Genomic DNA, 25,049 nt, shown 5'->3' on the forward strand with positions numbered 1-25,049 from the left:
GCGTGATTCACATGCCGCTGGCGCCATCGGCCGCACAGTGCCGCCATTCGTCATGCGAAATCGGGGAGTTTTCGCCTTGACGGACACGTTGACCTGCCTTTTCCAGGTGCGGTCGCGTGAAGATGTGAAGATTTTCAGAAGTTAATGAAGCCAGGCCTTGTTCCCGTGTCGGGAGCCGGGGTGGGCCGCATTGTCTTCAAAAAAAACCTGCCTGCAGTGCCATCCGGTCTTTTCATGGAGATTTACCGATGAACCGCATTTACCGTCTGGTTTTCAATCGCGCCCTCGGCGTAATGCAGGTTGCTTCGGAGGTCACCCAGAATCCCGGCGGAAGCGCGGTCTGCGCAGGGCGGGTGCCGCGATTGCGGGCGCACCAGCTGGTGGTGGCATTGGCTGCCACGCTGGCCAGTGGTTCGGCCTTCGCAGCGTGCACTGGCACCACGACCGTCAACTGCGACAGCTCCACCAACATCAACAACTACGTCAACCCGACCAGCGGCCTGACGTTGAACATCGCCAATGGCGCGGTGTTCAGCGTGCCTCTGCTGTTGGGCGGCAATGCGGTGACGTTGAGCGGCAGCAACACCACGGTCAACAACGCCGGCACGATCGATCCGTTCCTGACCGGTGGTCTCAGCCTGGCCGCGGCCGGCCTGGTGGTCGGCAACAACACCGCCGGTGGCAGCGCGATCACGGTCAACAACCAGACTGGCGGCCAGATCAAGGGCATCTTCAACATCGGCACTTTGCTGGGTTTCGGCGGCCAGGCGGTCACCGCGCAGAATGCCGCAGGTGGGACCACCACGCTGGTCAATGATGGTTCGATTGGAATGTCGCTGCTGGGGATAGGGCAGCTTGCGGATGCGACGTCGGTGGTGACCTATGGCGGAGCACAGGCCAACGTGACCAACCGTGGCAGCATCACCGGTCGTGTCGGCCTGGGCGCTTCGACAGGCAATACGTTCACCAATTCGGGCACGATCTCGGGCAGTGTGCATCTGGGTGATTCCACCGGCGGCAATACTTTCACTGCCGTGGCAGGGTCCACCGTGGTTACCGGTGGCGGTAGCGCACCTGCAGGCCTGCTCGCCGGCGTAACCGGGGTCAAGGTCGCAGCGGCGGGCACGGTTGATGCAGGCATCGGCACCGGTGCCGCCAACAACACCCTGGTGCTGCAGGACAACGCCAGTAACAACGGGCCTGCGTCGAGCATCGGCTGGACCAACTACATCGGCTTCCAGAAGCTCACCGTCAACAGCGGCACCTGGAACCTGCAGGGGCCGTGGTCGGGCACGGGCGCGATCACCCTCGGTGGCGGCGTGGTGAACTTCAACAACAACGCCGCATTCGGTTCCGGCCTGTTTACCGTCACTGGCGGCTCGATCGCGGCCAGTGGTGCAGGCCTGTCGCTGGGCAACAATTTCACCCTCAATGGCGGGTTGAACCTGGGCGGTGCCCAAGGCTTCGGTTTGAGTGGCGTGCTATCCGGTACCGGTGGGCTGACGGTCAACAACACCGGCATCGTCACCCTGGGCGGTGCGAACCTGTTCAGCGGTGGCGTCAACCTCAATGCTGGCGGCCTGGTGCTCGGCAATGCCGGTGCGCTCGGCAGCGGCAGTCTGACCGTCGGTGGCAACGCTTCGCTGGATACCTCGGCCAACTTCAATCTGGGCAACAACCTCGTCATCAACGGTGGCGGCACGCTCAACCTGCTGGGCAGCAACGCGCTGGGCCTGAATGGTTCGATCTCCGGCGCTGGCGACCTGGTCAAGGCGGGTCCGGGTACCCTCACCTTGAATGGTGCCAACCTGCTTACGGGCTCCTTCGCGGTCACCGGTGGTGCGCTGGCATTGGGCGCCGGTGGCGGCCTGTCGCCGACAAGTGCGATCTCGCTGAGCGCAGGTACCAACCTCGATCTCTCGGTTGCGGCCAGCCAGACCATCGGCTCACTCGCCGGATCCGGTGCGCTCAACCTTGGCGCGCGCAGCCTCACGTTGGGTGGCCTGAACACCAGCACCAGCTTCTCCGGCGTCATCGGCGGTGTCGGCGGCGCGCTGGTCAAGGTCGGTACGGGTACCCAGACCCTGTCGGGCGCCAATACCTTCACAGGTGGCGTCACGCTCAACGGCGGTGGCCTGCTGCTGGGCAATGCAGGCGCGCTGGGTACTGGAACACTTAGTGTTGGCGGCAACGTGTCTCTCGATGGCACCGGGGCGCTCGCTCTCACCAACGCGGTCAATCTGGGCGCGGGCAGCATCCTCAATCTGTCCGGGAACCAGGCATTGACCTTCAACGGCGTGATCGGTGGCTCCGGCAGCCTGGTCAAGAACGGCGCGGCCACCCTGACCCTCAACAACGCCAACACGTTTGGTGGAGGGCTGTCGCTCACGGCTGGAGGACTGGTGCTCGGCAACGGCGGTGCGCTGGGAACCGGCGCATTGAATGTCGGTGGCGCGGTGACGCTTGATGCCAGCTCGGCACTGACCGTGGGCAACGGCATCAACCTGGGGGTGGGTGGTTCGCTCAACGTGCTGGGCTCCAACGCGCTGACGCTGGGCGGCGTGATCGGTGGTACCGGCAGCCTGGTCAAGAACGGCGCCTCCACGCTTACGCTGGGTGGGGCCAACGCATTCACCGGCGGTCTGAACGTAAACGCAGGAAAGGTGGCACTGGCCAGTGGCGGCAGTCTGGCGGCCACCGGGGCGGTGAGCCTGGCGGGGGCCGGCGCCGAACTGGACATCTCGCTCGGCGGCAACCAGACCATCGGTGCGCTGTCCGGTTCGGCAGGCAGCATCCTCTCGCTGGGCGGCAGCACGCTCACCTTCGGTGATGCCACCAACCAGACATTCGGCGGCGTGATCGGCGGTACCGGTGGCCTGGTCAAGCAGGGAACGGGCACGCAGACGCTCAGCGGCGCCAATACCTTCAGTGGTGGCCTGAACCTGGCGGCCGGTGGCCTGTTGCTGGGCAACGGCAGTGCACTCGGTACCGGCGCATTGACGGTCAGCGGCAATGGCTCGCTCGACGCAACCGCAGCACTGAATCTGGGCAATGCCATCAACCTTGGCGCGGTGCTGACGCTGCCGGGCAGCCAGAACCTCACCCTGGGCGGCAACATCACCGGCACCGGCAGCCTGACCAAGAACGGTGCCTCGCTGCTGACCTTGAACGGTACCAATGCATTCAGCGGCGGCCTGAACCTCAATGCCGGCAGCCTGCTGCTGGGCAACAGCGGTGCACTCGGGACGGGCGCATTGAGCGTGGGTGGCAATGCATCGCTCGATGGCAGCACGGCGTTGAACCTGGTCAACAATGTCACTCTGGGTAGTGGGGCTGCGCTGTCGCTGCCGGGTTCGCAGGCGATCACGCTTGGCGGGGTGGTTTCCGGAGCCGGTGGCCTGATCAAGAACGGCGCCAGCACGCTCACGCTCAACGGCGCCAACAACTTCGCCGGTGGGCTGACGCTCAACGGCGGTGGCCTGATGCTGGGCAACGCTGGCGCACTGGGAACCGGGCTGCTTGCCGTGGGCGCGAACGCGACCCTGGGCAGTACGGTGGCATTGAACCTGGGCAATGCCATCGATCTCGATGCCGGTGCGCAGCTGAGCCTGACCAGCAATGAGAATGTTGCTCTGGGCGGACTGATCACTGGCACCGGTGGCCTGATCAAGACCGGCACTGGCGTGCTGTCGTTGAACAACAGCAACACCTTCAGTGGTGGTCTGACGCTGAATGCGGGCGGTCTGTCGGTCGGCGCCAACGGTGCGTTGGGTACCGGTGCACTGAACATCGGCGGCAATGTTTCTCTGGATGCGAGCGCCCCGGTTTCGCTGGTCAATGCAGTGAACCTGGGCGCCAATACGCTGACCCTGCCGGGCAGCAGCAATCTCACTCTGAGCGGTGTGGTGAGTGGTGCCGGTGGCCTGATCAAGGACGGCGCCTCGACGCTGACCTTGTCCGGTGCCAATACCTTCCTCGGTGGCGCCACGGTCAACGCAGGTGCGCTGGCACTCGGCGCGGGTGGCAGTCTTGCCGCCATCGGTGCGGTGGACCTCGCCGGTGCCGGCGCGACGCTGGACATCTCCGCAGCGGGTGCCGGGCAGACCATTGGCGCGTTGAACGGCGTGGCAGGCAGCCATGTGGCATTGGGCACGCAGACCCTTACTTTCGGTGGCGCCAGCAATGGCAGCTTTGCCGGTGTCATCGATGGCAGCGGTGGGCTGATCAAGGTCGGTGCTGGCGTGCAGACGCTGTCCGGTGTCAATACCTTCAGTGGCGGTGTCGCGCTTGATGCAGGTGGCCTGATCCTCGGGAATTCGGGGGCGCTGGGCACGGGCACGCTGGGCATCGGCGGCAACGTCAGCCTGGACGGAACGACGTCACTGAATCTGGCCAACGCCGTGAACTTCGGTGGGGGTACGCAGCTGACGCTGGGCGGCAGCAGCGATCTCACCCTTGCAGGCGTGGTGGCCGGCAGCGGCAGCCTGATCAAGAACGGTGCAGGCCTGCTGACGCTCAACAACACCAATACCTTCGGTGGCGGCCTGACCTTGAACGGTGGTGGCCTGGTGGTCGGCGCGAACGGCGCACTCGGTTCCGGCACGCTGGCGGTGAATGCCAGCACCACGCTGGATGCGGGTGCTGCAGCGACGCTCGGCAATGCGGTCACGCTGGGCTCGGGTGTCGCACTGACATTGCCGGGTAGCAATGCGCTGACGCTGTCGGGTGTGATCGATGGCAACGGCAGCCTGATCAAGAACGGTGCCACCACGCTGACGCTGTCCGGTGCCAACACCTATACCGGCGGTACCACCATCAACGCCGGTACGCTGGCACTGGGAACAGGTGGCAGCCTTGCCGCGGCGGGTGATGTCACGCTGGGCGCAGGCGCTGGCTTCGATATCTCCGGTGCCGGCAGCAGCCAGACCATCGGCGCGCTCAACGGTGCGGGCGGAAGCACGCTGGCGCTGGGCGGTAATTCGTTGACCTTCGGCACGGCCGGCAATGCCGCCTTCGACGGCGTGATCAGTGGTGGTGGCGGTCTGGTCAAGGTGGGCGCGGGCGTGCAGACGCTGTCCGGTGCCAACACGTTTGGCGGCGGCGTGACGCTCAACGCAGGTGGGCTGGTGCTCGGCAATGACGCGGCGCTGGGCTCTGGCGCGCTCACCGTCGGCGGGGCCGCCACGCTGGACACCACCGGCCTGGCAGCACTGACCAACAACATCGCACTCAACGCAGGCCTGACCGTACTGGGCACCAATGCGCTGACGCTCAACGGGGTGATTTCCGGTACCGGCAGCCTGACCAAGGATGGTGGCGCAACGCTGACCTTGAACGGTATCAACTCCTATACCGGTGGTACCAACATCAACGCCGGCACACTGGCGCTGGGTGCCGGTGCAAGCCTGGCGGCGAGCGGTACCGTGAACCTCGCCACCGGCGCGACGCTGGATCTGTCGGCCGGCAGTGGCACGCAGGTGTTCGGCACCCTGGTCGGCAACGGTACGGTCAACCTGGGCGCCAATTCGATCGAAGTCGGCGGGGCGACCAATGGCACCTTCAGTGGCTCTATCGCAGGTACGGGTGGCCTGACCAAGGTCGGTGCGGGCATCGAGACGCTGACCGGTGCCAACACCTACACCGGCGGCACCTTCATCAATGCCGGCACACTGGCGATCGGTCCGGGCGGCAGCCTGGCGGCCACCGGTGCAGTGACACTTACCGCAGCGGGAACCGGCTTCGACATCTCGACGTCCGGTGCCAGCCAGACCATTGGTTCGTTGGCCGGCGTGACCGGCTCCACGGTCACTCTGGGCGCGCAGTCGCTGATCCTCGGCGGCAACGGCAACAGCGTGTTCGACGGCGCGATTTCCGGCACCGGTGGCCTGGTCAAGAACGGCACCGGCATCCTCACGCTGGGCGGCGCCAACCTGTTCAGCGGCGGCCTGGCGCTCAACGGCGGTGGCCTGGTGGTCGGCAACAACGCTGCGCTCGGCAGCGGTGCGCTGACGGTGGGGGCCAGCGCTACGCTGGATGCTTCGACCGCGGCCAACCTGGCCAACAACATCACGCTGGCATCAGGTGCCAACCTCAACCTGCTGGGCAGCAATGCACTGACCTTGGGCGGCATCGTTTCCGGTACCGGTGGGCTGATCAAGAACGGTGCGGCCACCGTGACCCTGACCGGTGCGAATACCTACACCGGAGGCACCACCATCAACAGCGGCACGCTGGCGATCGGCGCCGGCGGCAGCCTGGCGTCGACCGGCGCGGTGAACCTGGCCGGTACCGGTACCCTCGATATCTCTGCGGGCAACCAGAGCATCGGTTCGCTTGCCGGTGTGGCCGGCAGCACCGTGGCGCTGGGGGGCAGTGCGCTGACCCTGGGCGGCACGGTAGACAGCACGTTCAACGGTGCGATCACCGGCAATGGTGGCCTCGTCAAGAACGGCGCAGGCGTGCAGACCCTCAACGGCGCCAGCACCTTCAGTGGCGGTGTAACGCTCAATGCAGGCGGCCTGGTGGTCGGCAACGATGCCGCTCTCGGCACCGGGGCGGTAACGGTGGGTGGCAACGGTACGCTCGATTCGAACACTGCGGTGACGTTGGCCAACAACTTCGTCCTCAATGCCGGGCTGACCGTGCTCGGCAGCAACAACCTCACCCTCAACGGCAGCCTGAGTGGCACCGGCTCGCTGACCAAGGAGGGCGCGGCAACGCTGACCTTGAACGGTGCCAATACCTATACCGGTGGCACCTTCATCAATGCCGGTACGCTGGCATTGGGCGCCGGCGCGAGCCTGCATGCCAGTGGCATCGTCAATCTGGCTTCGGGCGCGACCTTCGATCTGTCGGCGGGCAGCGGCACGCAGCAGTTCGGTACCCTGATCGGCAACGGCACGGTGAACCTGGGCGGCAACACCTTGACCATTGGTGGTCCCGTCAATGGCACGTTCAGTGGTTCGGTGGGGGGTACCGGTGGGCTGATCAAGGAAGGCACCGGCACCCAGACCCTGACCGGTGCCAATACCTTCACTGGTGGCACCACCATCAATGCGGGCACGCTGGCGATTGGCGCCGGAGGAAGCCTGGCAGCGAATGGCGCGGTGACACTGGCCAACGCCGGAACAGCGTTCGATATTTCTGCCGGTGGTGCGCAGAGCATCGGATCACTGGCCGGTGTTACCGGCAGTACGGTCGCGCTCGGCGGCAGCACGCTGACCCTCAATGGCGTAGGAAACACGACCTTCGCTGGTGACATTACCGGTACCGGTGGCCTGGTGAAGAATGGTGCTGGCATCCAGGGCCTGACCGGCAGCAGTACCTTCAGCGGTGGCGTGGCACTCAACGCCGGTGGCCTTGCCTTGGGTAACAACAATGCACTGGGAACCGGCACGCTGACCGTGGGCGGCAATGCCAGCCTGGACGGCACCAGCGCGCTGACCCTGGCCAATACCGTGCAGCTGGCCAGCGGCACGCTGACCCTTGCCGGCAGCCACGCGCTGACCTTGAACGGCCCTATCAGCGGCGCTGGCGGCCTGCTCAAGGATGGCGCAGCAACGGTCACCCTGGGCGGTGCCAGCACCTACACCGGTAACACCACCATCAACAGCGGCACGCTGGCGGTGGGGGCCGGTGGCACCCTGTCGGGTGCGAGCACGGTCAATCTGACCGGTGCCGGTACGCTGGACATCAGTGCCGGTGGCAACCAGAGCATTGGTGGCCTGGCCGGTGTAGCTGGATCCAGCGTGGTGCTGGGTGGTGCGACCCTGACCACCGGCGGCAACAACGGCAGCACCACCTTCGGCGGTGTGCTCAGTGGCACCGGTGGCCTGGTGCAGAGCGGCACCGGCACGCTGACCTTGAGCGGTGACAATGTCTACACCGGCGGCACCACCATCAATGGTGGCAGCACGCTGCAGGTCGGCAACGGCGGCAGCTCCGGTTCGGTGCTGGGCAACATCACCAACAACGGCAGCCTGGTCTACAACCTGGGCACCACGGCAACCGTAGGCGGTGTGGTCAGCGGTGGCGGTGGCCTGACCCAAGCTGGCAGCGGAACGCTGGTGCTGACCGGCAACAACACCTACACCGGCGGTACCACCATCAATGCAGGCGGCACGCTGCAGGTCGGCAATGGCGGTGCGACCGGGGCGATCGTCGGCGACATCACCAACAACGGTGCGCTGGTCTCCAACGTGGCGGGCAACACCACGCTGGGCGGCACCATCAGCGGCAGCGGTGGCCTGACCCAGGCCGGCGCTGGCACGCTGACTCTGACCGGCAACAACACCTATACCGGCGGCACCACCATCAATGCCGGTGGCACGCTGCAGGTCGGCAATGGCGGTGCGACCGGTGCGATCACCGGCAACGTCGCCAACAACGGCAGCCTGGTCTTCGACGTGGCGGGCAACACCACGGTCGGCGGCGCGATCAGTGGCAGTGGTGGCCTGACCCAGGCCGGTGCCGGCGTGCTGACGCTGGTCGGCAACAACACCTACACCGGCGGCACCATCATCACTGCCGGTGGCACGCTGCAGGTGGGCAATGGTGGAGCGACCGGTTCGATCGCTGGCGACATCACCAACAATGGTTCGCTGATCTCCAACGTCGCGGGCAACACCCTGCTGGGCGGCACCATCAGTGGTACGGGTGGCCTGACCCAGGCGGGCAGTGGCTCGCTGGTGCTGACCGGCACCAACACCTACACCGGAGGTACCACCATCAATGCCGGCGGCACGCTGCAGCTGGGCAATAGTGGTGCGACCGGCTCGATCGTCGGCGACATCACCAACAACGGCACGCTTGTGTCCAACGTCGCGGGCAACACCACGCTGGGCGGCACCATCAGCGGCAGCGGTGGCCTGACCCAGGCCGGCAGCGGCACACTGACCGTGACCGGCAACAACACCTACACCGGCCCGACCACCATCACTGCCGGTGGCACCCTGCAGGTGGGCAATGGCGGCGCGACCGGTGCGATTGGCGGCAGCGTCACCAACAACGGCAGCCTGATCTTCAACGTGGGTGGCAACACCACCGTCGGCGGCGCCATCAGCGGCAGCGGTGGCCTGACCCAGGCCGGCAGCGGCACGCTGATCCTGGGCGGCAACAACACCTATACCGGCGGCACCACCATCAACACCGGCACGCTGCAGGTCGGCAACGGCGGCGCGAGCGGATCGATTGCCGGCAACGTCAGCAACAACGGCAGCCTGGTGTTCAACGTCGGTGGCAATACCACCGTGGGTGGCACCATCAGCGGCAGCGGTGGCCTGACCCAGGCTGGCAACGGCACCATTACGCTTATCGGAAACAACACCTATACCGGTGGCACGACCATCAATGCGGGCGGCACCGTGCAGGTTGGCAATGGCGGCGCCAGTGGCTCGATCACCGGCAACATCACCAACAACGGTGGGCTGATCATCAACACCGGTGGCAGCACCACGCTGGGCGGCAGCATCAGCGGTGGCGGCAGCATCGTGCAGGCCGGTCCGGGGGGCCTGAACCTTGGCGGCAACAGCGGTGGTTTCAGCGGTACCGGCCAGGTCACCGGCGGTGGCCTGAATGTCACCGGCAACATCGGCGGCCAGTGGACCATCGGCAGCGGTACCACGCTGTCCGGCACCGGCACCATCGGGGGTACCGGTGGTGGCGTGACGGTATCCAGTGGCGGCGTGCTGTCGCCGGGTAATGGCCCAGGCAATGGCAGCGGTGCGGGCAATGGCACCGGCACGATCACGGTGGGTGGCAACCTGACCTTGTCGCCGGGCAGCACGCTGGGCATCGATCTGGGTGCCACCGGCAGCGACACGGTGCAGGTGGGTGGCAGTGCCAACGTGGGTGGCAGCAGCGTGCAGGTGAATACCATCTCGCCGAGCACCAGCTACCAGCAGGGCCAGCAGTACACCGTGGTCAATGCGGGCGGTGGCGTGAGCGGGCAGTTCGCTTCGGCGAAGACGCCGTCGGCCTTCCTGACCATCACCCCGGTCTACACGGCGAACACGGCCAATCTGCAGATCGATGTGGCGCAGACCGCAGCCTTCACCACGGCGGCGAAGACGCGCAACCAGTACAACACCGCCGCAGCGCTGGACAGCCTGCCGCAGAGTGGTCCGGCGCTGGGCCTGTACAACACGCTGCTGATGTATGACGCGGGTACCGCGCGCGCGGCCTTCGACCAGCTGTCCGGTGAAGTGCATGCGGCCAGCCGTGCGGTGCTGTTGTACGACAATTACCTGGAAGAGGGTATCCGCCAGCGTCTGGGCAGTGAGCTGCCGACCGTGCGCGGTGAGCGTGCCTCGGCCTGGCTGGCCGGCAGCGGCAAGGTGTTCAGGCAGGATGGTGATGGCAACGGCGATGACATCCGCTCCAATCGCAATGCGCTGATGGCCGGCGTGGACTGGCAGCTGGGCGAGCACGTGGTGCTGGGTGCAGCGGCCGGCAACGAACGGCTGGATACGCGCCTGTACGATCGCAGCTCGCGCGCCCGCCTGCGTGGCAACACCTTCGGCCTGTATGCGCAGGGCCAATGGAACAACGGCTTTGCGGTCGGTGGCAGCGTGTCGCGCGGCGACTACCGCACGCGCACCACGCGTGAGGTGCCGCTGCTGGGCCAGACCCTGTACAGCCGCCAGGACTCGGATGTGACCATCGCCCAGGTGGAGGGCAGCTGGACCTGGACCCACGGCAGGACCCAGCTGCAGCCGTACGTGCAGTTCACCAAGCACTGGGTCGACAGTGATCGCGCGGTGGAGCAGGGCGGCACTGCTGCGCTGGAGCTGGAAGGCGGCAAGGACACGCTCAATGTCAGCACCGTGGGTGTGCGGGGCCGCTGGGACGTGGGCAGCGGCGAGCGCTTCCCTGCACAGCTGACGGTCGGCCTCGGCTGGCAGCATGCTTCGGGTGACACCGACGTGGCCAGCCGCAACCGCTTCGCGGTCGGTGGCAATTCCTTCGACGTCTATAGCGCGGTGATGGCACGCAATGCGTTGGTCAGTCAGGTCGGCGTGGCGGTTGGGCTCGGCCGCAACAGCCAGCTGTCGATGTTCGTGCAGGGCCAGCACGGCGACGGTCGCCGCGATGTCGGCGGGCAGATCAACCTGCGCGTGGGCTTCTGAGGGGAGCGGGCCAGCGGTAGAACCACGGCGGGCGTGGATGGGACCGGGGCGGGAGCGCTAGAGCTCCCGCTCCATTTCCACAGCGTCGATCCCGGCGCCGTGACCATCGGGCACCACACGTGTCACCTGGAAGCCCAGGCCGGCATAGAAGCCCTGGGTGTGCTGGCTGGTACTGAGCGCGATGCGCTTGATCGAGGGATCCGCTTCGGCCTGGCGCAGGCGCGCCAGCGCCAGTTCGCGTCCCAGTCCATGCCGGTGCAGCGCGCGCTGCACCATGCCCCAACAGAAACCGGCGCTGCCATCGCCGCGTCGCGACAGGCCGCCGCAGGCCACGATGCGGTGGTCGCGCTCGATCACCTGGAAGGCGCAGTCCATGGCCTGCTCACGCAGGAAGCGTTCAAAGTCGCTGCGCTCTTCGGGCGCGAAGTAGGTGGGCACGTTGCTGTCGAAAATCGACAGGCAGGCGCTGGCATCTGCGGGGCGGTAGAGGCGGAGGTTCATGGGCCCACGATAGACGATCGTCAGTAGATCCACGCTACACGTGGATTCATGGGCCGGATGCCGTGTGTGTATCCCTCAGGCCGAAATACCAGCCAGATTCACTGGTCTGCCTTTTGCCTCCGACGTCCAACAGCATTCCCCTGTGAACTCATCCTTCGACTTGATACTTTTGCCATGAGTAGACCTGAATAATATCCAGCGATGGCTCCGGGGATTGGTGCTATTGCCTGGTCATAACAGAAGTTGTTCATCACTTGTTATTTTCAATAGGCTTTGGGTCGGACTCTATCGTGTCATCTTTAACTTCTTCCAAGAGGTCTCGAAGTTCTCTCTGGGCAAGCCACTCACGAAGAAGTGAAAAGCTCATAAATGCGTACCACGCAAAGATGGCTGCTGCTACAAGAAATGTGATTCGTTGCTCAGGTAGTTCTTTGGAGAAGTGCTTTTCAAGAGCTGGGTCAGACCAAAGTTCGCAAAGAATTTTACGGTCATATTTATGAAAGCCAACTGGAGGCTCGGCAGCGTCTTGCTCTTTATCGCAAGAGGCTTTGTTGATTACGGCTCTGTCGCCGAAAGGTCGAACTGCGCGAGCGTCCTCTTGGGAGAGCCACAGCCAAGTGTCAGTGGCTTTCAACGAAACGAGCAGCTTGCTGCTCGCTGCCACTGCCGAGAAGCCAGCGGTCGAGAGTATCAGAACAAACAAGAGTATCCCTGGAAGAGCGAGCCATGCTCCGTGAGGCACCCGGCTGGGAATTAGGGAGAGAGTTTTTAAATTGAATGCCCAGCCAGATCTTCCTATCAGATCGAGCGGAATGTTGGTTCTGTCGGAGAATTGCGACAGGTTTTGCGCGTCGCGAATCGTCCTTGCCTTAACGCCGTGTGTCATTCGAAAGCTGACCAGTGCCGTTTGATCTGCAATGCTCTTCTTGATGATGGGATCTTCGATCTCATCCTTTGCGATAAAGAATCGCAGCAGGCGAACGTTGACCGGATGGAACGAGCCGACACGCCAGCAGATTATAAGTGCCGCTGCCGAGATGCCCAGGATGGACCCAATCGCAACATCGCGGGTCAAAAAACTAATCCAGTCCATGGAGTGCTTTCCTTCTAGTATTGGTTGGTAGTGCGTCCGCTGAGAGTGCCATCCGGTACATGGGTGCGATGAAGCGTCAGGTCGTGCAGACCTGTTCCCTTGGCCAAAGGCTCGATGAGCGCGTCCACATACTTACCATAGTGGTGATCTCGTTCGTTGGCAGCCCCGAACTGCGTTCAAGATCTCAGCATAGCGCGACGCCAAGATGATGCCTGCAATTGGGCTTGGCACAGATGCGTGGTTTACAGACTTCGTTTGATGCCCGTCTGGTCCAGCTTGGCATGGAAATCGGAGGAGACTCGCCGGCGGAAGTGCCAGTAGCCGGTGGGAGAGCGGAAGAGGTGATGGGAAATTCACATTGGATTGTGTCCCGATTTGTGTCCCGTCTGACCCTCCTCCAGAAGGGCAAAAACCCCCGCGTTAACAGGGGCTTGCGTAATCTGGCGGAGAGAGGGGCAGCCTCCGCCATGATTCACATTGCATCACATGGACTCAAGCGAGCATTGAGACCCAGTAAATTAAGGCTCTCGTCGCATCATGCGGCGTCACTGGCTAGCATCCTGTGGCATCATCTAATGTTGGGACAGATGTTGGGACTGCCATGCCAAAGAAGGCTGCCGACGGGCTAACAGCCATTCAGATTCCTGAGCTAGAGCCGGGCTTCCATCCGGAGGGCACTGTTACCGGGCTTTATTTACGCGCTACTCCCAAGGGAGCAAAGAGCTGGATTCTGCGAATCGTGATCAACGGCCGCCGCCGTGACATGGGTTTGGGCGGCTACCCTGCCGTAACCCTCGCAGACGTACGCAAAGCGGCCCGCAAGGTCCGCGAGGCTGTAGCAAGTGGCGCTGACCCTGTAGCGGACAAGCAAGCGCGCAGAATGGCGTACAAGGCCATTCCAACCTTCCAATGGTGTGCCGAGCAAACCATTGCTGCGAAGCGTCCGGAATGGAAGTCTGCCAAGCATGCCGCCCAGTGGACCAGCACGCTTGCCGCCGATGCCTATCCCGTCATCGGGAAAACTCCTGTAGATCAAATCGAGCTATCTCATTTGCTGGAAGTGCTGGTCCCCATCTGGACGGTTAAATGCGAGTCGGCCACACGCCTACGCGCCCGGCTGGAAGCAGTGTTGGCTTGGGCGACCGCCTCGGGCTACCGCAAAGGCGACAACCCCGCGCGCTGGAAGGGGAACCTAGACGCTGTCCTGGCGAAGCCCAGCAAGGTTGCAAAGGTGAGCCATTACAAGGCGCTACCAATTGATGAGATGCACACCTTTGTGGCTTCGCTCCGCTTGCAGCAAGGCATGGCGGCGCGCGCGCTGGAGTTCCTGATTTTGACCGCCACTCGGTCCGGTGAGGTTCGCGGGGCCACATGGCAGGAAGTTGACCTAGATGCCGCTGTGTGGACCGTTCCAGCGGAGCGCATGAAAGCTGGCAAAGAACATCGCGCCCCGCTCAGCGCGCGCGCAGTAGCGCTTCTCAAGGAGTTGCCGCGCATGGGAGGCACTGAGCTTGTCTTTCCCGCCCCAAGGGGTGGCAGGTTGTCGGATATGACCATCTCCGCCGTAATGCGCCGGATGCAGGTTGACGCTGTGCCGCATGGCTTTCGCTCTACATTCCGCGACTGGTGCAGCGAACGAACCAACTATCCTCGCGACGTAGCAGAGATGGCACTGGCCCATGCAATCAGCAACAAGGTTGAGGCAGCATACCGCCGGGGGGACCTATTCGTAAAACGGACGGGATTAATGGAAGACTGGGCCAATTTTATAGACTCCGCTAAGTCTGAAAACACTGTGCTTAGGTTCCCCAGCACTCGACGTGGAGCACAGGCAGGTGAGTGAGGTGGACAACTTCGCCGCAGCGGGAAATCGCGGACTATCGTCGTTTGTATGCTCACAGTGTGAAAGTTTGACTGGCCGTGGCGCGCAGGAGATCCGCGTTCGCTTTTTGTACGAAGCGTACGGAGAGTCAGGGCCATTGCTGGATCAGATGAGAGCTTACGGCTTAGCCACCAAGGAGGCTCGAGAGCTGGTTGCCACCTTAGCAAAGAGAGCGCGCAGGGAGGGAAAGGGACGACCGCGAACCCGCATCAACAAGGATGACATGGCTGGCATCGAGGGTACCCTTGCTAGCCAGAGGGCATATCGCCACAACGGAACTAGATCAGACGGTCGGCCTTGCTGGCGATGCTCGTCCGGACAGAGTCACTGCGGGCGTGAGGTTGCTGAGCACTTCCTTGTGAGTGTGTACCGGAAGCACCGCCTATTGGAACCGCTCCTAGATCACTTCGTTGACTATGGGCTGGGTACTGAGGGCGCTAAGGCGCTTCTCATCAGCTTTGCAGAGAGAGCTAAGCGGCCTCGCCGAGGAGTTATAACTTCGCAGTTCTTAGACGATCAAGATTACCGCATATGCATCTTGGTCGCGGACCAGCTAGGGGCGTTGAACGGCGATATCAGCCGGCCAGGCAAGGCCTGTCGCTTAGTTCTCGAGAGGTTGCAACGGCTGGGTAAGGCTCAAGGCAATAGAGATGAAAGGACGTTAAGGCGCGTCTGGGCAAAAACCTACCCTAAATACTGGTTTGTCTTTGACCAAGTAATCGCGAATGGACGTTCAGGTGTACTCGACGGGCTGCACCCCATCTACCCAAGTCTCTAGAAAATCGCACATTTTGTGTCCAGTTGCGGGGACGGTGCTTGGCTTTAATAGCCTCATCTCCTCGCCTAAGGGCACATATGAAATCAGCTATTCATTTTCCCTCGCTGCCCGATGACGCAATGTTGCGAATTCGGGACCTACTTCCCGTCATCCCCTATTCCCAAGCGACGTGCTGGCGACGGATCAAAGAGGGGCAATTCCCGCGCCCCCATCGCCTTCCCGGCCGAATTACGTGCTGGCGTTGGGGGGACGTACGCTGCTGGCTGGATGCGCAGACACAGGGAGGCCCGAAACGATGAGGGCTGACAACCGAAGCATGTGGGACGCCAAGATTACGGCAAGACAGGAAAAGGCAGAGGTAGGAGGATCAAACCAAAATGGCTCAGGCCAACAAGGTCACGTCGATGCTGAGAATCGGCCCGTCCTTGGGACAAGTGAACAACACTATGGGGGCGCGGAATACAAAAAACGAAACCCGGATGGCGGACCGGGTTTCGAAAGAGGTTACAGCCACGACAGCTTCGATAATGGTAGCCCACACAGGCCTTCGCCGGCAATACGCTCTGTTAGAGCGAGCATTCTGCGCGCTCTTCTAGAGGGAAGGAGTTTGACCAGCGCGGAGGCGTGGCGAGAGTACGGTGCCTCACGGTTGGCAGCAGACATATACGAGCTCAAGAGGATGGGCTGGGGTATTGCGTCCTGCACCGTGGAGGTCGCCGTTAGAGGTTCGCGTACTGCGCGCGTTGCTAGTTACTACTTTCCTACTAATGTGCTGGAGCAAATCCGTGGCGAAGCGAAGGAGTAAGGCCCACGGCGACGCTCATGTCCGGCTCTACTGGTACGAACAGAATTGCTTGGCTTGGCAGACTATGACGCCTGATGCGCGCGCGCTGCTGTTTGAACTGCGCAGCCTCTACAGACCGTCCTACGGAAATGTTGTATTTCTTTCTATTAGAGAAGCAATGGCGCGTCTAAACATCGGGCAGAGACGTGTTCAGCGTGGATTCTCCGATCTTATCGAGCGTGGCTGGATTACTGTGGAGACGCCGGGCGGTTTCCAACAAAAGACGCGCCATGCCACTAGCTATCGGCTGACAAGCGAAGCTACGTGTGCGCCTGGGGCCAGCCCGGGCAAAGCCTACCTTCGATGGAGGCCTACACCCGCCGATTAAAAAACATCGGTAATCATTGTGCGTAGGTTCGGTAGCCGCATTCGCTACAGTGAAGAGTATTGATGAGAATGAATCGCCCTTGTGGTAGCCAATCCAGCTACCGAAGGGGCGATTTAGATGGCCATTGTGTAGCCATGCCAACTACACAGATACTGTTGCCACCCCATGTGTTTCTTATAGGCTCTCCATACCACCTAGGGCTGAGAGAGCTGGGGCGTTTCGCGCCACCAAAAAGGGGCGAAGATCCAGTTTCTTCACCCCCTAAAGGCTAGGCGCTATCGGAAGCTCACTGGAGGCCGATGGATCTGGCCTTCTTTCAGGGCTCCACCCCGTGCTTCTCCCGGAACCGTTTTTCCATCAGCTCACATGCACTAGCTACAAATCTCTTGGTGGATGGATCAAGAGACCTTCGCTCGTAGTCTTTCCAGCATAGATCGATTGCGGCGCGCTCCTGGCCCTTCTCTCTAGCCTTAGGCGACGGCTCCCGCATCGCGGCAATCAGGAGAAGTAAAACCAATAAGCCTGCACTCAAACCACAAATCAGGATTGCCCACCCAGCGCCAGTGAGCAAAGGAGGCCGCACATACGGCATGGGCGTCGGCGGAGGGGCTGCGCCACATGAAGGACAAGCCTTTGCAGTAGTGCTGATGTTGTGCCCACATTCGTGACAAGCTACTAAGGCCATCCTTGTACTCTCCTAGCAATTTGCCAGATTGTACCTGCATCACTCGGGCTACAGCCCCAGGCGGGGGGTATGGCTAGAAACGGTCGAGACAAGATCAAGGGACATGTATGCACTGGATGAAATCTTTCCACTGCAAGCGACCGCCCTCCCATAAGTCACCTAAGCGGCCAGATGTGCCGAAAGATCGAGAGGAATGATAGCTTCGCAACCGAAAGACGACGCGAAAGCCGCCGCTAAAGAGATCTATATCGCATCACTGGCCTACGCTGACGCTATCCGCAAAGCCTCTTCGAGGTCTGACCTAGACAATGGGAGCGCGCAGGCTGGGCTGAGCAGGGCGAAGGCCGCTTTCATCGTGGACTCCGGGCTTTGAGTGAGCCCGTACCACTTTTTAGCTTTTGCAGTCTCTAAAGCAGAGGCTGCGCGTAGCACACGCTTCTAGCTGTGTTGGGATAGATGTTGGGATGTTAGGCGATGGAAAAGAAAAAGCCCCTGAAATCAGGGGCTTAGTCTTTTATATGGCGGAGAGAGGGGGATTCGAACCCCCGAAGCGCGGTTTAGACGCTTACACACTTTCCAGGCGTGCTCCTTCAACCACTCGGACACCTCTCCGGATCCCTGCCATCGGCAAACGCCTCAGCAGGGGCGCAGATTCTAGCGGGCCGCGCGGCACTTCACAAGCACCCCGGTCAGGAACCTGCGAAGGACGTGCCGGAGGCGAGGGGGCTGGACAGGCATGGCACAATGGAACATCCGATGGAAAACGGTGGCCTGATGTCCTATCTCGTCCTTGCCCGCAAGTGGCGTCCGAAGCGTTTTGCCGAGCTGGTGGGCCAGGAACACGTGGTCCGTGCGCTCAGCAACGCGCTGGACAGCGGCCGGGTCCACCATGCGTTCCTGTTCACCGGTACCCGCGGCGTGGGCAAGACCACCATCGCGCGCATCTTCGCCAAGTCGCTGAACTGCGAGCAGGGCACCAGCGCAGACCCATGCGGCCAGTGCGCGGCCTGCCTGGACATCGACGCTGGCCGCTACATCGACCTGCTGGAAATCGACGCCGCGTCCAACACCGGTGTGGATGACGTGCGCGAGGTGATCGAGAACGCGCAGTACATGCCCTCGCGTGGCAAGTACAAGGTCTACCTGATCGACGAAGTGCACATGCTGTCCAAGGCGGCGTTCAACGCGCTGCTGAAGACGCTGGAAGAACCGCCGGAACATGTGAAGTTCCTGCTGGCCACCACCGACCCGCAGAAGCTGCCGGTCACCGTGCTCAGCCGCTGCCTGCAGTTCAACCTCAAGCGCCTGGACGAGGACCAGATCCAGGGCCAGATGACCCGCATCCTGGCGGCTGAGGAAATCGAGGCCGACGGCAGCGCCATCGTGCAGCTGGCCAAGGCCGCCGACGGCAGCCTGCGTGACGGCCTGTCGCTGCTGGACCAGGCGATCGCCTACGCCGGCGGCGCGCTGCGCGAGGACGTAGTGCGCACCATGCTGGGCACGGTCGACCGCACCCAGGTGGCAGCGATGCTCGATGCGCTGGCCGAAGGCGATGGTCCGCGCCTGTTGCAGGTAGTGGCTGCGCTGGCGGAGTTCTCGCCGGACTGGAGCGGCGTGCTGGAAGCGCTGGCCGAAGGCCTGCATCGCATCCAGGTGCAGCAGCTGGTACCGGGTGCCGCAGCGGCTGCCGAAGGCCTGGACGCGACGGTGTTCGCCGAACGCCTGCGTCCGGAAGTGGTGCAGCTCTGGTATCAGATGGCCTTGAACGGCCGTCGTGACCTGCCGCTGGCGCCTAGCCCGCGCGCGGGCTTTGAAATGGCTGTGCTGCGCATGCTGGCGTTCCGCCCGGCCGCGGCGGTCCCGCCGGTGCCGAAGTCGGTGGACGGTGCAGGCAATGCGCCGGGTGGCAATGCTGCCGGTGGTGGCAGCGGTACGGGTACCCACGAAGCGACACCGGTTGCTGCCGCCACTTCGGCAAGCCCGGCCGTAGTAGCGCAGGTGGCCGCTCCGGCGCAGGCCGCGCCGCGCGAACCTGAACCCGAACCTGAGCCGGCCCCACGACCCGAACCGGACCCGACCCCGGAGCCCGAGCCGGTTCCGGTGGAAGAGCCCGTGTCACCGCCGCCGGTGAAGGCCGAAGCAGCGGCACCGGCATCCGTTGACGCCGAAGCGGGCGACGACCTGCCGCCGTGGGCCACCGACGAAGCCGAGGCGCGTGACGAGGCGCTGGCGGCCGAGATGGCTGGGCCGGACGCCGCCATGGTGGCGCCCTGGCTTGAACCGCCAGCTCCCGTCGCGGCTCCCAGCGAGCCTGCGCTGCCCGAGCGCCCGTTCCGCACTGAAGGCATTGCCATCGCGCCGGCCGAGCCGGCCCCGCCACGTGATGCCGTGCCGCAGGAAGGTGTCAGCGACCTGGCCAGCGCCGAGGATTGGCTGGATCTGGTCGCCAACAGTGGCCTGAGCGGCCCGTCGCGGCAGTTGGCCGCCAACGCCGCCTTCATCAGTTGCCAGCACGGGACCTTGAAACTGGGTCTTTCGCCCGGATTTGAATATCTGCGCTCGGAGCGCGCGCTGGCCGCCCTGGGCGAGATGCTGGAGAAGGCCATCGGCCAGGCGCCGAAGATCGTGGTCGAGACCGTGGAAACCGAACACGTTCCGGCCGAGACCCTGCACCAGCGTGCCGATCGCCAGCGTGGCGAGCGGCAGCAGGTGGCAGAGGCTGTTTTCATGGACGATCCGGAAGTGCAGGTGCTGATCCAACAGCACGGCGCCCGGGTTGTTTCCGATTCCATCCGTTCTTTTGACGAGTAGGACACTATGCGCGGCAACATCGCCCAACTGATGCAGCAGGCCCAGAAGATGCAGGAAAACCTGCAGAAGGCCCAGGAAGAAATCGCCAAGATCGAAGTGACCGGCAGCGCCGGTGGCGGCATGGTCAGCGTGACCCTGACCGGCGCCAAGGAATGCCGCAAGGTGCGCATCGACCCGTCGCTGGCCAGCGACCCGGAGATGCTGGAAGACCTGATCGCCGCCGCCTTCAACGATGCCTCGAACAAGATCGATGCCGAGTCGAAGTCGAAGATGGGTTCGGCCACCGCCGGCATGCAGCTGCCGCCGGGCATGAAGCTGCCGTTCTGATTTTCAGCGTGGCACCCGCGTAACCGGGTGCCACGGATCCCGTAGAGTCGAGCTTGCTCGACTGCTCCAACCTTCAGTCGAGCATGGCTCGACTCTACAAACAGCCGTCGAGCCTGCTCGACGCAATGAAAGCCTGCCGCCGTGTCCGCACCCCTGCTTGAACAATTGATCGACGCACTGCGGGTGCTGCCTGGCGTGGGCCAGAAGACGGCGCAGCGCATGGCCTACCACCTGCTCGAGCGCGAGCGCGAAGGTGGCCAGCGCCTGGCCGAAACCCTGGCGCTGGCGGTGGAGCGCATTGGCCACTGCTCGCAATGTCGCGACTTCAGCGAAACCGAGTTGTGCCCGACCTGTGCCAACAGCAGCCGCGAACGCAGCCAGCTGTGCGTGGTCGAATCGCCGGCCGACCGCCTGGCCATCGAAAACGCCACAGGTTTCCGCGGTGTCTACTTCGTGCTGCAGGGGCGGCTGTCGCCGCTCGATGGCATCGGCCCGCGCGAGCTGGGCCTGGAGCAATTGGAGCGGCGGCTGGCCGAAGGCGAGGTGCAGGAGCTGATCATCGCCACCAGCGCCACTGTGGAGGGGGAGGCCACCGCGCATTACCTGGCGCAGCTGGCGCGCGCACGCAAGGTGCAGCCCAGCCGCCTGGCGCAGGGCCTGCCGCTGGGCGGTGAACTGGAATACGTCGATCGTGGCACGCTGTCGCACGCGTTCGGGACGCGCAGCGAATTCCGCGATTGAGCAACGGCCGGGCATGGCCGGGCGCGGGCGGCCTACAATGCGGGAGACATCCCCGCCGAGGCCGACCATGAGCAACGAAACCCTCTTCAGCAAGATCATCCGTCGCGAGATCCCGGCCACCATCGTCTACGAGGATGACGAGGTGCTGGGCTTCAAGGACATCGCACCGCAGGCGCCGGTGCACGTGCTGTTCATTCCGAAGAACGAGATCATTCCGACCCTGGATGACCTGCAGCCGTCGCAGGCGCACCTGATCGGCAAGCTGGCGCTGGCTGCCGCCGAGTATGCGCGCCGCGAGGGCTTTGCTCAGGACGGCTACCGCATCGTGATGAACTGCCGCGAGGATGCCGGGCAGACCGTGTTCCATATCCACATGCACCTGCTGGCCGGTGCGCCGCTGGGGCACTTCGGTACCCCGGGGCGTTGAAGCCCCTATCCACGCATGGCGTGGATCTACCGTATCCCGGCGTGGATGGAAAAGGCCGCCCGAGGGCGGCCTTTTCCGTCATGCCTGTGCGGTGATGATCACCACCAGCCCCAGCGACCATAGCCGCCCCAGTACGGGCCATACGGGCTCGGGCCCCACGGGCCATAGGGATAGGGCACCACGTCGACCTGACGCTGTTCCGGCCACAGGTAGATCACATCGGCCGACAGCTTCGGCAGGCGGTAGTCGTATTCGCCGATGCGGGTGTTCTGGTAGCCGTCGATCTTGCCGATGAAGGTCACGTCACGACCGGCTTCGAACACCGCCGGGTCGTAGAAGCCGGCACGGCAGGCGATGAAACGACCGTCGCTGGCATCGGACGAAGTGGTGTTCGGGCGGCCACTGCCATTGAGCGGGCGCGAGATGATCTGGAAGCAGGTCTCGCCCTGGCCGGGCTTGGTTTCGATGATGCGACCGCCCCAACGGACCGGCGTGCCGACCTGCTGGGTAGCGACCGAATCGCGAGGGGAGACCAGGCTGAACTGTCCCTGCAGCGGCTTGGGGGCCGTGGCGCAGGCCGACAGGGCCAGCGTGGCCACAGCGGTGAGAAGGAACTTGGTGTTCATGGGGAGGCTCCGGAAGTCGGGCGATGCCTGCGCAGGTCCCGCAATAATGAAGCGAGGTCGGTGCAAGTTCCAGCGTAACGCGCATCAGCGAAACGCTGGCTGAGCGCGAGCAGGGCCGGGTCAGGACGCTGCCGGTGTACGCGCTGTGCCCAGTCCTGGGCGGTTTCGTGCGGTTCACGGGCCAGGCCGAGGCGGGCGTAGCGCCGTCCGAGCCGGTGCCAGGCGCGCAGCAGCGGGTCGCGTTCGCGCTCGCCACGGGCCAGCAGCCAGGCCATCCACGCCAGCGCCAGCAGTGCGGCCACCACGAAGCCAGCGACCAGCTGCCCGGGGCCCAGATCGTCCAGCCCGAACGGCTTGAGCAGCTGTTGCTGGCGGCGCGCATCGAACGACAGCACCAGGTCGTTCCAGCCGCGGCGCAGCCAGTCGCCCATCTGGCCCAGCTGCAGCCAACGCTGCTGCAGTGGCGTGTCCGTGCCGGCCTGCAGGCGGTCATCCAGTGTGTCCAGGATGCGTTCCGGTGCCACGGCTGCGGTCGGGTCGACCCGGACCCAGCCGCGCTGCGGCAGCCACACCTCGGCCCAGGCGTGGGCATCCATTCGCCGCACTACCCAGTAGTCGCCGATGCGGTTGCGGGTGCCGCCGGCGAAACCGGTCACCACCCGCGCCGGGACGCCGGCGTTGCGCATCAGCACCACGAAGGCCGAGCTGAAGTGTTCACAGAAGCCGGCCTTGTAGCCGAACAGGAACTCGTCGATCGGGTCGCGTCCCGCCGCAGGGGTGTCCAGCGTGTACGAGAAGTCGGTGGTGATCCACTGCAGCGCGCGGCGCACGATGGCCTCGTCATCGCTGCCAGCCTCCTGTCGCCATTGCTGCGCCAACGTGGCGGTTCGCGGGTTGAAGCCGGTCGGCAGCTGCAGCGTCGCGCGGCGCAGATAGGGCGACAGCGTGCTGTCGAAACGCAGGGGAGGGGCCGAATGCAACCGCCAGCGGCTGAGCGAGGCCAGCGGGCGTTCGCTGCTCAGGCTCATGTCCGCATCCAGCATGCTGCCTGCAGGCGCGCGGCTGGGCAGGTCCAGCGCCACCAGCTGGCGGCGGTCGGTCGGCTCGTAGTCGATCTGGTAATCCCAGCCCTGTGTACTTGCTTCAACCACCGCAGCAGGCCGCCGCGCGCTGGCGCGGTCGCGTGTCCAGCGCCGTCCATCGAAGGCGGTCAGTACAGGGCCGCGCCAGTAACGCTGCGCCGGCTCGGGTGGAGTGCCGAAGAACTGCACGCGCAGCGCCGGGCTGTCGTCGGCCATCAGGTCCAACCACTGGCCGGGCTCCATGCTGTCGGACAACCCCGGTGTACCCACGGCGCGCTCGGGAACACCCCACAGTGGTGTGGCCAGGCGCGGGAACAGCCAGAAGCAGGCCAATGCCAGCGGCAGGCCGATCGCCAACAGGCGGCCGACACCATGCAGCTGCCCGCGCAGTGGCAGGCGGCCGGCATGACCTTCATCCTGGGCCAGGCGTTGCAGCGCGATCAGTGCGCTGCCCCCGGCCAGCGCGGCCAGCGCGGTTGTCAGCGGCCCCTGGTCGAGCAGGAATGCTGCAAAGGGCGAGAACAGCGCGAAGCCGAGCAGGCTGCGGGCATCACGCAGGCTGCGCAGCTCGCTGGACTTGATCGCCAGCATCGCGGCCAGCAGTGCGCAACCGGTATCGCGCCCGGGGCGCACCATGCCCATCTGCCAGACGATGGCGCCGAGCATGCCCAGCACCAGCAGCAGGCGTACCGGCATCGGCAACACTGTCCGCCACGACAGGGCGGCGGTGATGATCGCCGCCAGCGCGATCACACCAGCCAGCAGTGGCGGCAGCTGCAGCAGCAACGGCAACAAGGCCAGCGCCGCGCTGGCCAGGGTCCAGTTGCGGGCATTGCGGTCGAGCAGGGCGGGGGTCTCAGTCATGCGGCATCAGCGCCAGCGCGCGCAGGCACAGGTGATGGTGGCTGGCGCCCTGACCGGGCCCGAACGGCGGGTGTGCAGGCAGCAGCAGGGTGTAGCGGCGGCCCTCGCGCTCGGCCACATCCACCCAGCGCGCCAATCGAGCGATGCGTGCTTCATGGCCCAACGGCGCCAACGAGCGCCAGTCGAGGATCACTTCGATGCCGACCGGCTTTTCGTACTCGCGCACCAGCAGGCTGTCGCGGCGTGCCGAGTGCTTCCAGGAAATGCTGCGCGGCGCATCGCCGGCCCGGTAGGGGCGTAGCTGATGCAGTTCCTCGCCGCTGGCATGGGCGCGGGTGTGCAGCGGATCGCTGCCGCTCTCCGGCAGTGCAGGCGCCACGGCTTCGGCCAGCGGGTAGACCAGCAGCGGCTGTTCCGGCCACACCCACGACCACGCCCGCACCAGGCCCAGCGGCTGGGTGGTGGACAGTCGGATGCGCGGCAGTTCCAGCCAGCCACGGCGCTCGCTGGGGACGTCCAGTTCCACTTCGCCACGGCCGTGCGCAGGCAGCGAGGTCCAGGCGTTGCTGTCACCCAGCTGCAGATGAAGGCCGTGCCGCGCACGCGGGTCACGCAGTGAGAGGTCCACGCGCAGACGCAATGGTTGCCCGGCCGCTACCGGCTCGGCGGAGATCGCATCGATCTGCACGCCGGACAACTGGAGATGCGCGGCAATGGCACTGGCGATTGCTGCTGCCGCGAGCAGCAGGGCCAGCAGCAGCGCCGGGTTGTTGTTGTAGTTCAGTGCGCCCAGCAGCATGGCCGCCAGCAGGGTGGCAACGAACAGGCCGAAGCGGGTGGGCAGCACATAGATGCGATGGCGGTCCAGCCGCCTCGGCAAGGCTTCGGGCCTGCGTGGCCGAGCCAGCAGCTGCATGCGTGCCCAGCGTGTGGC

At 64.2% G+C, this 25,049-nt stretch carries 13 protein-coding genes and 1 tRNA gene; 8 read left to right on the forward strand and 6 right to left on the reverse strand.

Annotated features, from left to right (window positions below):
- Window positions 1-248: 248 nt before the first annotated feature.
- Window positions 249-11,126: an autotransporter-associated beta strand repeat-containing protein gene (locus tag ACZK2R_RS04350; protein ID WP_478487769.1), complete on the forward strand. Its 10,878-nt coding sequence runs from the start codon at window positions 249-251 to the stop codon at window positions 11,124-11,126.
- Window positions 11,127-11,183: 57 nt separating this feature from the next.
- Here ACZK2R_RS04350 and ACZK2R_RS04355 read toward each other — a convergent pair whose 3' ends face one another.
- Together ACZK2R_RS04355 and ACZK2R_RS04360 are read right to left on the reverse strand one after the other, a co-directional pair.
- Complete coding sequence (locus ACZK2R_RS04355) at window positions 11,184-11,627, reverse strand: GNAT family N-acetyltransferase (protein ID WP_125894641.1); 444 nt, start codon at window positions 11,625-11,627, stop codon at window positions 11,184-11,186.
- Window positions 11,628-11,877: 250 nt separating this feature from the next.
- Entirely contained in the window at window positions 11,878-12,720 is an 843-nt protein-coding gene (locus ACZK2R_RS04360; protein WP_180838462.1) for a DUF6216 family protein, read from the reverse strand.
- A 601-nt stretch (window positions 12,721-13,321) separates the two neighbouring features.
- On the opposite strand from ACZK2R_RS04360, the gene ACZK2R_RS04365 reads away from it, so the two are divergent.
- From ACZK2R_RS04365 to ACZK2R_RS04375, 3 genes are all read left to right on the forward strand, one after another.
- Complete coding sequence (locus ACZK2R_RS04365; RefSeq protein ID WP_049431274.1) at window positions 13,322-14,563, forward strand: tyrosine-type recombinase/integrase; 1,242 nt, start codon at window positions 13,322-13,324, stop codon at window positions 14,561-14,563.
- Between the two features lie 936 nt (window positions 14,564-15,499).
- The gene (locus tag ACZK2R_RS04370; RefSeq protein ID WP_223846483.1) at window positions 15,500-15,679 is read left to right on the forward strand and encodes a helix-turn-helix transcriptional regulator; all 180 of its coding nucleotides are present in this window, start codon (window positions 15,500-15,502) and stop codon (window positions 15,677-15,679) included.
- Window positions 15,680-15,696: 17 nt separating this feature from the next.
- Window positions 15,697-16,185, forward strand: a complete 489-nt coding sequence (locus tag ACZK2R_RS04375; protein WP_161770632.1) for a helix-turn-helix domain-containing protein — start codon at window positions 15,697-15,699, stop codon at window positions 16,183-16,185.
- A 1,571-nt stretch (window positions 16,186-17,756) separates the two neighbouring features.
- Here ACZK2R_RS04375 and ACZK2R_RS04380 read toward each other — a convergent pair.
- Window positions 17,757-17,849, reverse strand: a tRNA-Ser gene (locus tag ACZK2R_RS04380).
- A 144-nt stretch (window positions 17,850-17,993) separates the two neighbouring features.
- On the opposite strand from ACZK2R_RS04380, the gene dnaX reads away from it, so the two are divergent.
- From dnaX to ACZK2R_RS04400, 4 genes are all read left to right on the forward strand, one after another.
- Complete coding sequence (dnaX, locus tag ACZK2R_RS04385; protein WP_180838466.1) at window positions 17,994-20,048, forward strand: DNA polymerase III subunit gamma/tau; 2,055 nt, start codon at window positions 17,994-17,996, stop codon at window positions 20,046-20,048.
- 6 nt (window positions 20,049-20,054) lie between these two features.
- Window positions 20,055-20,375 carry a YbaB/EbfC family nucleoid-associated protein gene (locus tag ACZK2R_RS04390; protein ID WP_004154630.1) on the forward strand — a complete coding sequence of 107 codons (321 nt, stop codon included), beginning with the start codon at window positions 20,055-20,057 and terminating at the stop codon, window positions 20,373-20,375.
- Between the two features lie 141 nt (window positions 20,376-20,516).
- Window positions 20,517-21,116 carry a recombination mediator RecR gene (gene recR / locus ACZK2R_RS04395; RefSeq protein ID WP_121504037.1) on the forward strand — a complete coding sequence of 200 codons (600 nt, stop codon included), beginning with the start codon at window positions 20,517-20,519 and terminating at the stop codon, window positions 21,114-21,116.
- 67 nt (window positions 21,117-21,183) lie between these two features.
- Window positions 21,184-21,543, forward strand: a complete 360-nt coding sequence (locus ACZK2R_RS04400; RefSeq protein ID WP_014646179.1) for a histidine triad nucleotide-binding protein — start codon at window positions 21,184-21,186, stop codon at window positions 21,541-21,543.
- A gap of 98 nt (window positions 21,544-21,641) precedes the next feature.
- Here the strand turns inward: ACZK2R_RS04400 and ACZK2R_RS04405 are convergent, their stop codons facing one another.
- The 3 genes from ACZK2R_RS04405 to ACZK2R_RS04415 are packed head-to-tail and all read right to left on the reverse strand — an operon-like array spanning window position 21,642 to window position 25,031.
- Window positions 21,642-22,169, reverse strand: a complete 528-nt coding sequence (locus ACZK2R_RS04405; protein WP_032127773.1) for a Slp family lipoprotein — start codon at window positions 22,167-22,169, stop codon at window positions 21,642-21,644.
- Window positions 22,166-24,115, reverse strand: a complete 1,950-nt coding sequence (locus tag ACZK2R_RS04410) for a transglutaminase TgpA family protein (protein WP_071228018.1) — start codon at window positions 24,113-24,115, stop codon at window positions 22,166-22,168. The genes ACZK2R_RS04405 and ACZK2R_RS04410 overlap by 4 nt, the downstream gene beginning before the upstream one ends.
- The gene (locus ACZK2R_RS04415) at window positions 24,108-25,031 is read right to left on the reverse strand and encodes a DUF58 domain-containing protein (protein ID WP_032127771.1); all 924 of its coding nucleotides are present in this window, start codon (window positions 25,029-25,031) and stop codon (window positions 24,108-24,110) included. Before ACZK2R_RS04415 ends, ACZK2R_RS04410 begins: the two co-directional genes overlap by 8 nt.
- Between the last annotated feature and the right edge of the window lie 18 nt (window positions 25,032-25,049).

Source organism: Stenotrophomonas sp. 96582_Sma (genome assembly GCF_056480905.1).